This window comes from Phyllobacterium sp. 1468, from assembly GCF_031455525.1.
Classification (GTDB): Bacteria; Pseudomonadota; Alphaproteobacteria; order Rhizobiales; family Rhizobiaceae; genus Phyllobacterium.
Window position 1 is genome coordinate 51,671 of sequence record NZ_JAVDSX010000010.1, and the last position, 14,578, is coordinate 66,248.

General features: G+C 54.9%; 12 protein-coding genes and 1 pseudogene. 5 read left to right on the forward strand and 8 right to left on the reverse strand.

The genetic code is table 11. From position 1 onward, the window contains the following. Positions 1 to 2 precede the first annotated feature (2 nt). Positions 3 to 938 (forward strand): carbohydrate kinase family protein, encoded by a 936-nt coding sequence (locus J2X72_RS21555; protein WP_310075314.1) that lies wholly within the window; start codon positions 3 to 5, stop codon positions 936 to 938. Next, positions 935 to 2,011 carry a sn-glycerol-3-phosphate ABC transporter ATP-binding protein UgpC gene (locus tag J2X72_RS21560; RefSeq protein WP_310075317.1) on the forward strand — a complete coding sequence of 359 codons (1,077 nt, stop codon included), beginning with the start codon at positions 935 to 937 and terminating at the stop codon, positions 2,009 to 2,011. The genes J2X72_RS21555 and J2X72_RS21560 overlap by 4 nt, the downstream gene beginning before the upstream one ends. A 39-nt stretch (positions 2,012 to 2,050) precedes the next feature. On the opposite strand, the gene J2X72_RS21565 is transcribed toward J2X72_RS21560, so the two are convergent. From J2X72_RS21565 to J2X72_RS21580, 4 genes are all read right to left on the reverse strand, one after another. Continuing rightward, positions 2,051 to 2,425 carry a YbaN family protein gene (locus J2X72_RS21565; RefSeq protein WP_310075320.1) on the reverse strand — a complete coding sequence of 125 codons (375 nt, stop codon included), beginning with the start codon at positions 2,423 to 2,425 and terminating at the stop codon, positions 2,051 to 2,053. 67 nt (positions 2,426 to 2,492) lie between these two features. Beyond that, entirely contained in the window at positions 2,493 to 2,918 is a 426-nt protein-coding gene (locus J2X72_RS21570) for a hypothetical protein (protein ID WP_210005367.1), read from the reverse strand. Between the two features lie 140 nt (positions 2,919 to 3,058). Beyond that, the gene (locus J2X72_RS21575; protein ID WP_210005368.1) at positions 3,059 to 3,754 is read right to left on the reverse strand and encodes a hypothetical protein; all 696 of its coding nucleotides are present in this window, start codon (positions 3,752 to 3,754) and stop codon (positions 3,059 to 3,061) included. 320 nt (positions 3,755 to 4,074) lie between these two features. Then, positions 4,075 to 4,539: an Lrp/AsnC family transcriptional regulator gene (locus J2X72_RS21580; protein ID WP_310075324.1), complete on the reverse strand. Its 465-nt coding sequence runs from the start codon at positions 4,537 to 4,539 to the stop codon at positions 4,075 to 4,077. 119 nt (positions 4,540 to 4,658) lie between these two features. On the opposite strand from J2X72_RS21580, the gene J2X72_RS21585 reads away from it, so the two are divergent. Then, on the forward strand, positions 4,659 to 5,255 hold the full coding sequence (locus tag J2X72_RS21585; protein WP_310075327.1) for a LysE family translocator: 597 nt from the start codon (positions 4,659 to 4,661) through the stop codon (positions 5,253 to 5,255). A gap of 3,505 nt (positions 5,256 to 8,760) precedes the next feature. Here J2X72_RS21585 and J2X72_RS21590 read toward each other — a convergent pair. Then, a pseudogene (locus J2X72_RS21590) lies at positions 8,761 to 9,872 on the reverse strand (IS3 family transposase). A gap of 154 nt (positions 9,873 to 10,026) precedes the next feature. Here J2X72_RS21590 and J2X72_RS21595 point away from each other — a divergent pair. Continuing rightward, positions 10,027 to 10,443, forward strand: coding sequence for a hypothetical protein (locus J2X72_RS21595; RefSeq protein WP_310075330.1), 417 nt, complete (start codon positions 10,027 to 10,029; stop codon positions 10,441 to 10,443). Positions 10,444 to 10,589: 146 nt separating this feature from the next. After that, positions 10,590 to 10,997 carry a hypothetical protein gene (locus J2X72_RS21600; protein WP_310075332.1) on the forward strand — a complete coding sequence of 136 codons (408 nt, stop codon included), beginning with the start codon at positions 10,590 to 10,592 and terminating at the stop codon, positions 10,995 to 10,997. A gap of 355 nt (positions 10,998 to 11,352) precedes the next feature. On the opposite strand, the gene J2X72_RS21605 is transcribed toward J2X72_RS21600, so the two are convergent. The 3 genes from J2X72_RS21605 to J2X72_RS21615 all read right to left on the reverse strand — a co-directional run bounded on the left by J2X72_RS21605 (position 11,353) and on the right by J2X72_RS21615 (position 14,527). Beyond that, a complete protein-coding gene (locus J2X72_RS21605) occupies positions 11,353 to 11,610 on the reverse strand; it encodes a hypothetical protein (RefSeq protein ID WP_310075335.1) in 258 nt (85 codons plus the stop codon). 416 nt (positions 11,611 to 12,026) lie between these two features. After that, positions 12,027 to 12,860, reverse strand: a complete 834-nt coding sequence (locus tag J2X72_RS21610) for a GntR family transcriptional regulator (protein ID WP_310075338.1) — start codon at positions 12,858 to 12,860, stop codon at positions 12,027 to 12,029. Then, the gene (locus J2X72_RS21615; RefSeq protein ID WP_310075340.1) at positions 12,815 to 14,527 is read right to left on the reverse strand and encodes a glycerol-3-phosphate dehydrogenase/oxidase; all 1,713 of its coding nucleotides are present in this window, start codon (positions 14,525 to 14,527) and stop codon (positions 12,815 to 12,817) included. Before J2X72_RS21615 ends, J2X72_RS21610 begins: the two co-directional genes overlap by 46 nt. Positions 14,528 to 14,578 lie beyond the last annotated feature (51 nt).

Consider the following 14,578-nt stretch of genomic DNA (forward strand, 5'->3'; position numbering starts at 1 on the left):
CGATGCAGCCACTCGCCGTCATCGGAAACGTCAATGTCGATTTGATCCTCGGTCCGGCCGATCCATGGCCGACCCCCGGAACCGAGATCATGGTGGACTACGACGAATTGCGCGTCGGCGGTTCGGCCGGCAATGCCGCGCTGACCTGGGACGGCCTCGGTCTCGATTTCCAGATCGCCGCCAATGTCGGCAATGACCAGTTCGGCGAATGGCTGCGGCAGGGTTTCGGCAAGCATTCGGCGCGCTGGCCAGTTGCACCCATGGGCACGACACTGTCCGTCGGCATTACCCACCCGAATGGCGAGCGCACTTTCTTTACGACGCGCGGTCACATCGCGGCATTGTCCTGGCTCGACGTCATCACAACACTCGACACCGAGCGGCTGAAAGGCGGCACCGCCATCCTTTGCGGCTGCTTCCTGACCGACGCCCTCGTTGCACAATATGACGAATTGTTCGATTGGGCCGATGGCAATGATATCCGCATTGCGCTCGATACCGGCTGGCCGATTGACGGCTGGACGGAGGCCAACCGCATCAAGGCGCGCAGGTGGCTCGCACGCTGCCACATCGCCCTGTTCAATGAGGTCGAAACGACGCGCCTCGCCAACAGCGTCGAGCCGGCCGAAGCCGCGCACAGGCTCAAGGCCTTGATGCCGGGGGATGCCATCGTTGTCGTCAAGCGGGGACCCGACGGTGCCTTGGCAGTCGGCGCCGATGACAGGCTTGTGTCGGTTAGTGCTCCCCTGGTTGAGGTTGCCGATACGATCGGCGCCGGCGACGTGTTCAACGCCGCCTTCCTCGCCGCGCTGGCAAACGATCAAACGCTCACGAAAAGTCTTGCGGCGGGTGTACGCGTTGCGTCCAAGGCCATCTCGACGAATCCGCGCCGCTATGATGGAGCGGATCTGCAAACAGCACCGGAGGAAGCTCTATGAGTGCGCTCGAGCTGATCAATGTCCGCAAGCGTTATGGCACCGTCGAGACGCTCAAGGGCATCGACCTGTCGCTTGCGAGCGGCGAGTTCCTCGTCCTGCTCGGTCCCTCCGGCTGCGGCAAGTCCACATTGCTCAATATAATTGCGGGCCTTGCCGAAGCGACCCAAGGGGACGTGCGCATCGGTGATCGCTCGGTGACAGGAGTGCATCCCAAGGATCGCGACATCGCCATGGTGTTCCAATCCTATGCGCTTTATCCAAACATGTCCGTGGCGCGAAACATCGGTTTCGGCCTTGAGATGCGCAACATACCTGCGGCCGAACGCGCCGGGGCCGTGCAAAAGGCGGCAAAAATCCTGCAGATCGAAAATCTCCTTGGCCGCAAGCCATCCGAGCTGTCCGGAGGACAGCGGCAGCGCGTCGCCATCGGCCGGGCATTGGTGCGCGATCCGCAGGTCTTTCTGTTCGACGAGCCGCTTTCCAATCTCGATGCGAAACTGCGTATGGAAATGCGAACTGAGTTGAAGCGCCTGCACCAGATGCTAGGCACCACGATCGTGTATGTAACGCATGACCAGATCGAGGCAATGACGCTTGCAACCCGCATCGCCGTCATGCGCGACGGTCAGATCGAGCAGCTCGCCACTCCGGATGAGATCTACAATCGCCCTGCCACCCGCTACGTTGCGAGCTTCGTCGGTTCGCCGCCGATGAACATGCTGGAGGCTACGGTCGCCGACGGCGTCGCTCATGTTGATGGCTCGCTCAGCGGCATCCCCCTCCCCCCTCAATTTCGGGAAAATGCGGCAAGCACCCGCGATGTGATCATCGGTATACGTCCCGAGAGCCTGACGCTGGCGTCATCGGAGGATACTGGTCTTGCCATCGAGGCGAAGGTCGAAGTGGTCGAACTGACCGGCCCGGAACTGGTCGTTACCTCGGCGATTGGCAGTCAGCGCCTGACGGCGAGCTTGCCCCCACGGTCGCAAATGGTAGTGGGTGCGTTGCAACGCTTCAACATCGATGCGAGTGCTTTGCACATCTTCGACAAGGCGACGGGCAAGCGCGTCTAGCAAATTTTGTCTATTCGATAGACAAAACTTGCTCTGTTTTTAGGCCGCCAAGCTCGGACGCGTCAAAACATAAGCGGCGCAGGCGATGAAAAAGACTGCCACCACCCCTCCGAGCAGGGGTGACGGGCGGGCAACATACATGAAAGTGGCGTAGCCCAATGTCATGCCGCCGCAAGCAATCCATTTTACGCGTTTTGGCACTGCTCCGTGCTCGCGCCATTGCACCAGTGTCGGCCCGAACACCGGATGCTCGAGCAGCCACTTTTCAAATCGCGGCGACGAGCGGCTGAAACACCAGGCGGCGATGATGAGAAAGATCGTCGTCGGCATAACGGGTAACAGCACACCAATGAAACCGAGTGCCACCATCACCCATCCAAGCACGAAATAGAAAGTCCGTTTGGTGCCGTTCATCCCGCTCGATTCCTGATAACCTTGGAACGGTTTACATGGCCGGATGCAGAATGTCAGCCCGTGGCCTTCAAAGGCCGAGATGACCTTTGAGGCCGGGCACTGAATCCAGAAGCTGATCGACAAGTTTTGGGTCGGCGTATTCCTTGGCATGGGCCAGCACTGCAGCTCCGGCTTCCTGGATTTGTTCGACAGTCAGTCCACTCTCCTTGAGTGCGGCCACACCATTGATGAGTGCGCCGACCTTTTCTCCCGCCACACCCCCAAGCATGCTGGTCACGCTCGACAGGAAGCCACCCGACTGGGCCCCGCTTGCCATGACATCGAAATTTTGGGCAAGTTCGGTAGCTCCAGGGATCTTCGCGAATATGGTTGCTGCTTGTTCTGGAGCCTCATGTTGGAGCACTGAGAGAACCGTGCCCGCCGCCTTCTCAGCCGCTTGCGGATCGAGGTTGGCTTGCGTGGCAATCGAATCGACTAGATCCTGAATGGGCATGGCTTTCTCCTGATGTGTGGCTACGGCACAGTCATGAATAGGATAGATGAAGCCTCGATGACGGCAGGGCTCCAGTTAAAACGCCCGGACTGGATGCCCGGGCGCGGTTCAGGTGCATCTTTTAAACGGCAGGGCCGATACTATTCGGACTTGAGGCGCGTGTTGCAGGCGCTCCAGTATTGTGGCCAGGTCATGCCGCGGGTCTTGTTGCTTGCCTTGGCCTGCTGCCACTGATCGCCGCATTCGCTGATGCGTGCCCGGAAAGCGACCTGAGCGGGGGATAGAGGCTTGCCATCGGCGGAAGTGCCTGCCTTGGCGACCTGTGTCTTCGTTGTTTTGCTCGTGGCAGCCTTGGTGGGTGCCGGTTCGTCAGGAACGGTCGCATCCGAATTGTCCGATTTCAGGCTGTCGCTGCAGGCAGAAAGGAACTGCGGCCACTTCTGGCCATTGAGCGTGCCCGCTGTTTTGGCAGCCTGGTACTGTGTGCTGCATTCCTTGGTGACGGCTTTTGCCGACATCCCACCGCTGGTGGTTGCAGTCGCCGTTTGCGTCGTCTTGGCGGGTTTTGTGGCGGTGTCCTTTGCCGTCTTTTTGGCAGGTGTCTTTTCGGCGGGCGCAGCTGCAGCGGCGCCATCGTCGGTCTTCAGCTTCGCGCTGCAAGCTGACAGAAAGTCCGGCCATTTCTGGCCTTTGAGCGTACCAGCCTCCTTGGCAGCTTGATATTGTGTGCTGCACGTCTTGGTGACGGATTGTGCCGATGCCGGGAACGTGAGAAATGCCAGGCCAGCGCCGGCTATCACCGTCGCGGCGAGTATGTTGTAACGAAACTGGTTCATCGTGATCTTCCTTGCGATAGTGTACGCGTTTCCCCCGGGGACGCACCATGCGTTCCGGTTGGCAATGCCGTGACGCGCCCGTCCCTTTGGATAAAATGTCGAGTAGAGGCATTCCTGCGAAGCCATCGCTTCGAAAGTTGCACCTGGATTGTGTGAAAATGTCTTGGGTTTAGCAATTCTGCAGGTGAATGACGCATCAGGTTAACCCATGTCAGCGATCGACGGCCTTGCCAAGGTCAGAATGCCGCGTTCATCTTTTGATTGCAAGCACGGATATAACGCTACCGTAAGTTCAGACCGGGGGGTTGGATGCTGGAAGATCATAGGGGTAGAGCGTAGGTCTGCTTCACGATCTGACTTGGCACGTCGGTTTTGACATTCTGAATTCCATTTTTCCGCGTCAGGTGCGCGGCCTGGAAGCGCCGGTAGCCATCCAGATCGGCTGCGGTCACCCGCAGCAAGGCGTCACTCTCCCCCAGCATGATGTAGCACTCCATTACTTGGGGGAGCTTCTTCATGGCATCCATGAAATGATCGATCGTTTCGGCATCCTGGGCCGTCAGCCAGACCCGGGCGAACATCGACAGACTGAGGCCAATCTTCGAGGCGTTGAGAACCGCCACATAGCGAGCGATAATCCCGGCCTCCTCCAGCAGCTTGACCCGCCGCAGGCAGGGCGAGGGTGACAAACCGACCTCTTTGGCAAGCTCCACATTCTGCAACCGTCCATCGCGTTGCAGGGCGCGAAGGATACGCCGGTCTATATCATCCAATTTTGCTGGCATGCGATGCTAACTTTCTGGCTCATGAAGACTTCAATGCTAAATCTAGACCTTAAAATGGTATCTTCGCAACCAAATTGCGAAACCCCTGTCCTATGATTCCAAACATGGAAACTGGAACCATGATTTTCTTCACCGCAACCGTGCTGCCCTTGATCTGCACGCCCGGCCCCGACATGCTCTTCGTGGCGTCACGAGCTTTGTTGGGTGGAGCGTCCGCTGGTTTGCGGGCGACCGCAGGCATCTGCCTTGGGTATATGATTCATTCAGGGCTCGCCGCCGTCGGGGTTGCCGCTATAATAGCCGCCTCCCCGATGCTGTTCCAGGCGTTGCGCTGGCTGGGTGTCGCGTATCTCATCTATCTGGGGTTGCAGCTTATGCGATCTGCGGTGAAGGCTGGGAAGATCACCCTTTCGGTCACACCGGCCAATGGCCAGCTCTGGCGGGGATTTCTGACCGCGTTCCTCAATCCCAAAGGCATGATGATCTATTTTGCGATCCTGCCGCAATTCATGCAGCAGGGCAGAAGCATTCCTCCTCAAGCGCTGGTGCTGTCTGCGATCTTCATCGCCCTTTGCGGGATCGTCTATGCGAGCATGAGTCTGGGGATCGCCGCAGTCGGAAGAAATGGCGGCTTCAGCGATTGCCGCCGCAGATGGGTAGAAGGAACAGCAGGCGCATTGTTGCTCATGGCCGCTGGTCGATTGGCGGCAAACTAACGGGTGATTTGGGATCTGCGCAGCTTTGCCGTTGTTGTCTTGATCAAAGAAAAAGCTTGAGACGTATCGCGTTGATAACTCATCAATTATACTTCGCAACGGAAGCCAATGTCGGGATAGCTTCCGTCTGATGGACTGCAGAATTGCGGCTTGGATATTGTGGGAGAATGAAGGAGCGCGATGATCTCGTGAGCATCTGATCTGCAAACGATGTCACGAAAGGGCCGTATCTGTCAACGCGCTTTTCGGAAGTTTGAACCAACCCCCCTGCCCTTCGCGTCCAAGCTCGGCAAAGCCAGGATAAGCTGGGCTGGTTGTTGTGCAAGAATCATGGAAATGGAATGAAAACCCCAATAAATGAGGTGAGTTTGGCGTGATATGGAACGATATCAGGCCCGCGGAACCGGACTGATCTGTTTTTGGCATGTGTGCGGATTGTCGCCGTAAAAGTTCTCAGCTGAGAACTTTCAGATTGACGCTTCCGGCTTGCAGTTGGAGATCTATCATGTTCCCAAAGTTCTCAGCTGAGAACTCCATCATCTTACCCCTACCGCATTGGCTGCCGTGACGTCGGTCCTGATTGGCGGTGCGCCCAAGGTGGATATAATGGCTATGGCCAATCTACCGTGCTCGGTGACCTGATTGCATTGGAACCGATGCCCTCGATCGTAGGCAAACTACTCGAGGGCGGATAGCGTCTCCCACGCGATGTCGCCAAGCGCATTGAGGGGGAGGTCACAAACGACATCTCGGACGGATGGGCGCGGTTTGGAAGCCGAAGTGGGAGATTGAGACTTCACCCCGCGTCACGCCGTAGTTGCCGCGTTGGGGCTAGTCTACGCGACTTGTCAGCGCTGCATGATGAAATGCTATCCAGTTGGAAGACGGTGTAAATGCAAATATGAGGCCCATCGACTCAGAATGGACCGCGAATTCAAATGCTGATCTTAAACTGGTGCGGAAGCTGGCTTAGAGATTGGCCAAGGGTCTAAACGAGTAATGCAATCGACCGAGGTCCGGCATGCGCCGACTGTGCCGCAAGCGGTATCTGCGGTTGGCGGGATGGGATGGCGATCGTAGGGCAGGTGGGGGGCATGCAGGCATCTTGCCCTCGGCCTGCGAGGATGCGCACGACGTACCGGCCACACGAACACCCCAATCATCTGCATCTTTCAACGAGCCCCAAGGATCAATTGGTATTTACAATCAAGATAGGGGCGGGATTTTCCGTTCGGCCGACCTATTGGCAACCCCGAAGGCTGATGGCGCGAATTTTCACCCAACACTTCGGTTAGGGCCCCACCCATCTGGCAAGTTCGCGTTCCTTTGCCCGGTTGAACAGGCTCCGAAGGCGCTGCCCGACGTTGACGATCAACGGGGTATCGCCGTCGTGCGTGGCTTGAAGCTAGCTGGCAATGTCTGGCAGGCTGGGCCGTGATTTGAACTAGCAACGCCGCTGACTGGCACCATCAATCGGTATTCGGCTGACGGGTTGCGGGCAACTTTCCAAAATCGTTTCCTGCATTGAGGGCTTTGGCCCGTTCGGCTCAGCCGCCCACCGAGAACCTGCAGCGAACACATGCCTTGGGAGGCCGAGCTAACAATCGGATCACGCGAGGAAGTAAATGTGCGCTCGCCTATTCCAACTGCTCTATGAGCTTCGGCAAACAGCCCACGGAAGTGCCAGGCGGTCGAACCGCACCCTCAATACGCCGCCGCGGTGCGGAGTTCGCCGCCGGCAATGTCTCCAATACAGCCATGCGGACTTACGAAGATGATCTCTACGAATTCTCGGGAATGGATCGTCGGCAGCATTGCGCAATCGCGCTGCCGTGGAGTTAAGCAATTCGCGAATGGCGCGAATTTTGATAGTCAACCGCTGGGCTGTCTCCCGCACGGGAATATCCAAAAGGTTCTTGTCGGCAAGGTGAGCAATTCTAAGATGCGAACAATTGTGCCTCACCCAAGAATCGCCGCTAACGAGAGCGTTGTGGACATAACTTTCCCAAAGGTTAGCTCGTCGTGCAACAGATTTTTGCTCCGGTGTACTAGTGGCTCCTTTCGCGACGTGATCAGCGCCGTAGTCCGAATATCTAGATCAAACCCCTTGACGTTCGACTAACTGCAATTGTCATCATGGCGGAGACTGGCCGCTGATCCAGCACGGAGCTCTGATAAAGTGCATTTCTTTTGTTGCGGCGTCCGCCTGACCGTCTGGTCGCATATTGGCAAAGCGAAATAGACGGAGACGGTCCGTGTCACGATATTCTCGATTAGGAACTCGCCAGGGGCTCCCTAAGAGAAACGGAGTTCATCAGGATGGACTGGCTTAGAAATGAGCGGACCTGATATGCGAAGTTCTGCCAGCGCCGCACTTGCTCAATGCAAGCCTTCAGTATTGCATTTACGTCCAGTCCCGTTTGCGGGGGTAAAAAGAGGGGCCGCTCAGCGCAAAAAGACATGTCGTCCTTCCGCCTATTCGACTACTATTCGGCAAATGCAAAAAAGCCCAAGGCATTGTACAATATCAGAAGTCACGGATAAACGGTCGTTTGAAAATGCCGATAATTAGTGAAGTGGCGGTTCTACAGTCGACAAAAACCAGTAGAATCAACGAGTACAGGCGTCTAGACGACCAAAGAAGCGTACTACGCGTCCATCGTTCTGCAGGTGGCGATGCATTGCGGGGCCATAACGGCTTCCGACGTATTTCAGTCCGATAAGAAGAAGCTAAGTGATTGTTAAGTGCCGTTAGCAGAAAAATATTAACGTAAACAGTATGTTAAGATCACCTTAGCCTAGGCCGGCAAAATTTAGAACGCCGGCACGCGGGGCAAATTGCGGGTGTGGCTTCTGACTAACGATTTCAATGAAATGCATAACCAGAAATCGGGTGCTGATTCTGGGTAAGGACTTCAATTCTCAGTGTGCAGGCGGTGCGTAAACCTATGTAGAACAATGAATTGCTCGCAAATGACCCAGTAACAATGGTCAATCTCGATTTTTCTGCAGCTCTATCCGATGTGCTATCAATTCGCTGCCCTTCGCCTGAGCTACTTTCTAATGATCTCAATGGCTTGTCGAATTGAAATGCCTAACCAGAAAATTGAAGTCCTTAGCCCGAAATCAGCCTCAGAATACCCGAAAAACCCAACAACCATATGACGTTTTGCGGATTGAAATGCTTAGTCAGAAGCCACATCCCGGTTCCGGAGCGTGCAGTTTGCACTGATCCGGTATCTGGTTCGAGCGCGAAGGTAAGCGATGCGCAAGGTATTGATATCCGGACTTTTACTGGAAGCGAACCGACGGACTTACAGGCCGTTCGATACGTCTGGGCTGGATGATTTTCAGCAATCATGGAGAAATGTTGTACCAGCTCGTCCGGATCTGTTGCATCATGTGAACCATTTCAATGCCGGACAGCGTAGCAGCGGCGCGACTGATTAGTCGATCCATACTCAGTCCGCGATGCGGAGTGACCTGCTCCCCTTTGTGTCCGCATTTATAAGTTAGCTCTGTTCTGGTTTTGGCCTTTTTCGGACCGGGTTGCGAACTCATAGGGTGTCATGCCGTCAAGGCTTGTGTGGGGTCGGTTCAGATTATAGTCAATCCTCCATTCCTCGATGATCTGGCGGGCGTGCCGATAGCTGGTGAAGAGATGCTCGTTGAGGCACTCATCACGCAGTCTGCCGTTGAAGCTTTCGACAAAGCCGTTCTGCATCGGTTTTCCCGGCGCGATATAGTGCCATTCGACCTGGCGTTCCTGCTGCCATTTCAGGATGGCATTCGAGGTCAGTTCGGTGCCATTGTCCGAGACAACCATGCAGGGAATTCCACGGTGTTCGACGATCCTGTCCAGCTCCCGGCTAACGCGCGTTCCCGAGATCGAATTGTCGACGACCGTTGCCAGACATTCGCGGCTCAAGTCATCGATGACGCAGAGCACCCGGAAGCGGCGGCCGTCGGTCAAAGAATCCGAGACAAAGTCGAGGCTCCAGCGCTGGTTTGGACCCTGGGGGATCGCCATCGGCGCACGTGTGCCAAGCGCTCGTTTGCGGCCGCCACGCTTGCGCACCGTCAGCCGCTCCTCTTTGTAGAGGCGGTAAAGCTTCTTCCAATTGACCTCGACACCTTCTCGCTTCAGCAGAATGTGAAGCCGGCGGTAGCCAAAGCGGCGACGTTCGCTGGCCAGCTCCCGCATGCGGTGCCGGAGATCTGCATCATCCGCCCGGCTTGACCGATAGCGATAAACCCGCGGATCAATCCCCACGAGTCCACAGGCACGGCGTTGCGACTAGTTCTTTTCGGTCATGGCCCAGTTCACGGCATCTCTCCTCGAACCGGGCCTCAAAAGTTTTTTCCAAGCATCTCTTTGAGCGTCGATACATCCAGCATCGCATCCGCCAAGAGACGCTTCAGTTTGCCGTTTTCTTCCTCAAGTGCCTTTAGCCTCTTGGCTTCCGGCACTTCCATGCCACCAAACTTCGAGCGCCACTTGTAAAATGTCGCATCGCTGACACCGTATTTCCGGCAAAGGTCAGCAGCCGATAGTCCGGCCTGATGCTCCTTCAAAATACCAATGATCTGCTCGTCGCTGAAACGGGATCGCTTCATTTTCTGTCTCCTGGTGTGGAGAACAGACTAACCTCAAATCGAGGACATTCCAGGGGAGCAGGTCACACAAGTCTAAGATATTATTTGGTAAGCTGTCGATAAATCCAACGGTAACTCTCCGCGGTAGGTTCATGCTGACATCGAGGTGAAACGGGTGACTCAAGACAATACAGCAGGGCAGATCGACCCGCTCGAAGGCAGCCCTGAACTCAAGGCAGATTTGAGCAGGAGTCTGGAATTCATCGCAGCTTTACAAAACGACCACATGATGTGGACGGCCTACAATCTGCTCATACAAAATAAATGGGTCAGGCCTGGTGGTACTGTATCACACCACATCGGCACGAATGGTTCCGTTGGGGAGTTTATCGCCAAGCTGCGTGGCAAAGGCGAAACGTGCCTGTCTATCCAATGCTATGGAGATGACGGTCCACCTTTTGAGCAAAGTGAAAAATGGGAGCATGTCAGTAGGTTTGGAAAACTGTTCTCGCAACTCGGCTGGGTTTCTGATCCAAACCAGGAGCGACAGGTTTTAATCCGGTTTGATGGCCCATCGGGCACAAGAGGGTAGCCTGGCTTGTTTAACCTATTTTCTGGTTGCAATTGTTAAATCCGGTCGCAACGTCGGACCGATAACCTAAGCCCTAATTTCGACATGGCGGGAGATAAAAAATCCAGCGGGGATCAATTGGGGAATCACGCATGTTGAAGAACGTTTTGGTCGCGCTGCCACTCATCGCGTGGCTTTCGTCTACGGCCTGCGCCGACCCAGCCACCCTGCCAAAACCGTACTCGGTGAAAATCTGGATCGGCAAACCGGATCAATCCCATCTTGAGGGAACAGCGCAATGCGATGCAAGTCAGGATTGCAGCGTCGCAATCGGGCCGAACCTGAAGGCCACCATTCGGCGCGAATATCGGCTATATCTCGTAAATCTATACGGCACCCAGGTCGGCACTTATAAGCATGATTGCTGTGATATTGTCGGTGGAGGGGATGATTATTGGTATATCGACAACAAACACTTGGCCAGCGCCAAGCTTTGCAGAACGCGACCGAAAAATCTGGTCGCATATCCGTGCGATGACTACGGCAAGATATACATCAAGTTCGAGGACTTCTGAGCAAGCGGTTAGATATGACACCATCCGGACGAGCAACGAACGATCACCTCTTGCCATTGGTCAAGCCGACGAGCTTATCGCATTAGCCATGAAAGCCTCAAAGTCATTCGTGGCGCCATAGGGACGCGCGCGGCGCTGCTGCGCATTATCGAAAAGGCGAGACAATTACCTTTGGTCTCGCCTCCGCTCGAGCATGCAACGATGAGCGCCAGTTGCTGTCGAAGGCGAACATGCTCACGCCTTGTTTCGGGTTGTGCTGAAAAGATCAGATGATGGCCAAAGTGGAACTAGGAGACGTGATAACTCGTGGATCCACAGTTGATATCCTTTCAACGCGTGCCAGTCTCTCGGTATCTCAAATAGTCGATTTAATTGGGAACATGTCTTCTCCATAGCGATGAAGGCGAGTGTGATGTCGCCGGCACAGCCAACGGACTTGCAGTGGCTCATCGTATCGGTCGTGATGTGCGTCGACAGCTTCAATACCGCAGACTTCACAGGCCTGTCTCTCCAACTTTCCAACTTTCAGCGCTCGTTGCACCGCCAAATGGGCATCATATTTTTTCGGGTTCGCGCGACGCCAATTTGCCTGCCTCGTGTCACTCTCGATCATTATATTGGGTTCCGGTCACTGCTTCGAAGTGGGCAACGAATGCAAAATATAGCATCAAACCTATTCGCAAGATATGTTGGCCTAGAGACGGTTTTCCGAACGGTGTCATCTTGTGGCTGTCCAAAGCTCAACGTTTCCCACCTGCCGAGGGAAGAGTAAGCGAAATTGTCGATATTGGCGCTACAATCCAAATTTGCGGGAAATTGCCTCTTGTCGGCATTTTCAAACGAAGGTTTATCCGCAGGTTGCGGGTCTGAACAAACGCTGAAATCCAGTACTTCTTGTGCTAAATTGTTCGTCCGCGTCCACGGGATTCTCAAACGTCAAATATTCACGGTTTGACAATGCGTATGGGACTCACAGCCTACGCGTTTGATCCGAAATTGAGGATGTTTGAAAGCCTTGCTGGCTCAATACTATTTGACTACGAAATGAAGTCTGGCACGATCGGTACGGTAGATAGCTACGAAATATTCAATAGGGTCGTCGCCATCTCCGTAAGAGCAGGACTCAATTGAAACCAAAGGCGTATTGGCTGGAACCTGCAGCAACTGCGCTTCTTCTGCGGTTGGCGTATAGGCTTCAATCCACCTTTCAGCGCGATTGAGACTGATGCCATATTGTCGGCGGAGGGTTTCATAAAGAGAGCGGTTTTCGAGCGGCAGCGCTTCAATTCCTGGAACAGCACTTTGGCGCAGACTGATGCGCACGAGCGTTCGCGGCTCCCCATCGACAATCATAACGCGATCAATCAAAACAACGCGCTCATCCCCTTCGAGCCGCAGCAGTTTGCGCGCCCGAGATGTTGGAAGTGCTACTTCCTGGCGAATAACACGACGCGTTACCAGTTTGTTCTTGCCCATCAACTCATCGCTGAAACCAACAGTTGAGCCAATAAAATCCTGTTCATCACGCCGTTCAGCGACAAAGGTCCCCTTTCCCTGATGCTTGTACACCAAACGTTCGAAGACGAGTTGCTTCAATGCTTCGCGCACAACCGTTCGGGAGACGTCAAATGTCTCGCAAAGCTCGGTTTCCGAGGGAAGTTTCGAACGGGGCTCCATCCTGCCGTCTGCAATCATCTCGATTAGGGAAGACTTGACCTGTGCCCATAGTGGCGTTCCGCCGTCACTTATCAGGCGCCGTTCGGGAAGACGCCTGCTCGCCGTTTTGGTGGTCGACTTTCTTTGTTTTACAGATGTAGTCATATCGGCAAAGGTATCCGAACATGATGGCGCAAGCGAAGGCAATCGATCGTCTGGTGAATTTCATGTTCCATGTGAGCCGCGTGCCATTTCAATGTTGAAGCAGCTATGCCGGCGACTTCCCGGATAAGCCCGTGACTTGCCTTGTTCTCGAATGCCATCAATGTCCGTCTCAGAATAATATCGGCAAGTCTCGTCACGCGTTCATTTTTCACGATCCAAACGATTTCGCCAACAAAATAGTCTGGTGCGAAGGTTAGACACTCATGATTGCAGGCTTCTACCTCAGCAGCAATAGCTCCGGCAGTGTTGCCGTATCGCTTGAACAGCCTAATTGCGTCATCGACTTCCATGCGGTGAGCTCGTGCGAGCGCCTGGCTCTTTATCGCCACGTCATGTGGCTTCGACGAGAACCCTTTGCCTCCACCAACTTCAACCTCAAGAGTATCGCGGATCCTTAACCTGCCGCAATGTCGCAACACCACTTCCGACATCTGCGCTGCACACGCCCGATATGTGGTCCACTTGCCACCGACCAGACTCACGACTGCGAAATGGCGGTCGTCATCAGGAGCAAAAGTCGTCAGGAAATGATCGCGGCTGATGGCACCCGTGGCTCCGCCGTCATTGTAGGGCAGGGGTCTAATGCCAGCATAGGAAAACACTATGTCTTGCCTTCTTGGCTTCACGCCCGGCAGCACTTGCTCCAAAACCTCGAACAGGTAGTCAATCTCATTGTCGGAGCAAACCGTGTCGTCTGGATCGCTGGTTCGCAGGTCAGTCGTCCCGAGCAAAACGTGCGTTTTATCGAGCGCATAAATCAGGCATGCGCGATGATCGTAGGTCTCGAAATATAACATCAGACCATCCAGTTTTAGTGCGAGATCTGGTCTTTCAAGGACAACATGCGAACCCTTCGTGCCTCCCATAAGGCGGCGATCGATACCAAGGCCGCAGTTAACCTGATCGACCCAGGGGCCAGCGCAATTAACGACGATCGAAGGCTGCAACCAAAATGATTGCCTGCCGATCTCATCGTACAGTTCGACCTTGCCGTCAATGGTACTCCGCAAAGACATGTATGGTATCGCGATCGATTCAGGGCAATCGCGTTCGGCGTCCCCGGCCAGCTCGAGCGCAAGTCTTTCCGGATGTGTTACGCGCGCGTCGTAATATTCGGCAACAGCCCGCACCTTTTTCGAAAGCTGGGATAGACGTTTCCTTACTTCTCTGGATCCCACGAGCCTATGGTGCGGCATTGTCTGATTGGCCTTGCCGAAACGATCGAAAAAAGAAAGTCCGAGCTTGATGACGAAGATGCCTTTGGCACCCGGCGTTTTCTTCAGCCGCAGGAATCGCAATGCTGCCGAGAATGCGCCGCCCACCCAACTGAATGCCGGCACCCATACCCTCAGGGGATGGACGAGGTGCGATGCGTTGAGAAGCAAGTGATTCCGCTCGATAACCGACTCTTTCACCAATGCGAATTCACCGGTCTCGAGATAACGCAAGCCGCCGTGAATAAGCCGGGATGGAGCCGCACTTGTACCTGACGAAAAGTCTCCTTTGTCGACAAGCACTGCTGGACAGCCTTGCAGCGCCAGATCGCGGTACAGCCCCAGTCCATTAACTCCGCCACCGACGATCAAGATATTTCCTGGGTCACGCTGTATCGCATTCAATCTTTCAACAACATCAACTCTGGTTCGCATTGCTACGCCTCCCTCGGGTCCAACTCCGCCGTTCAACAGCAAGTCGGTTGC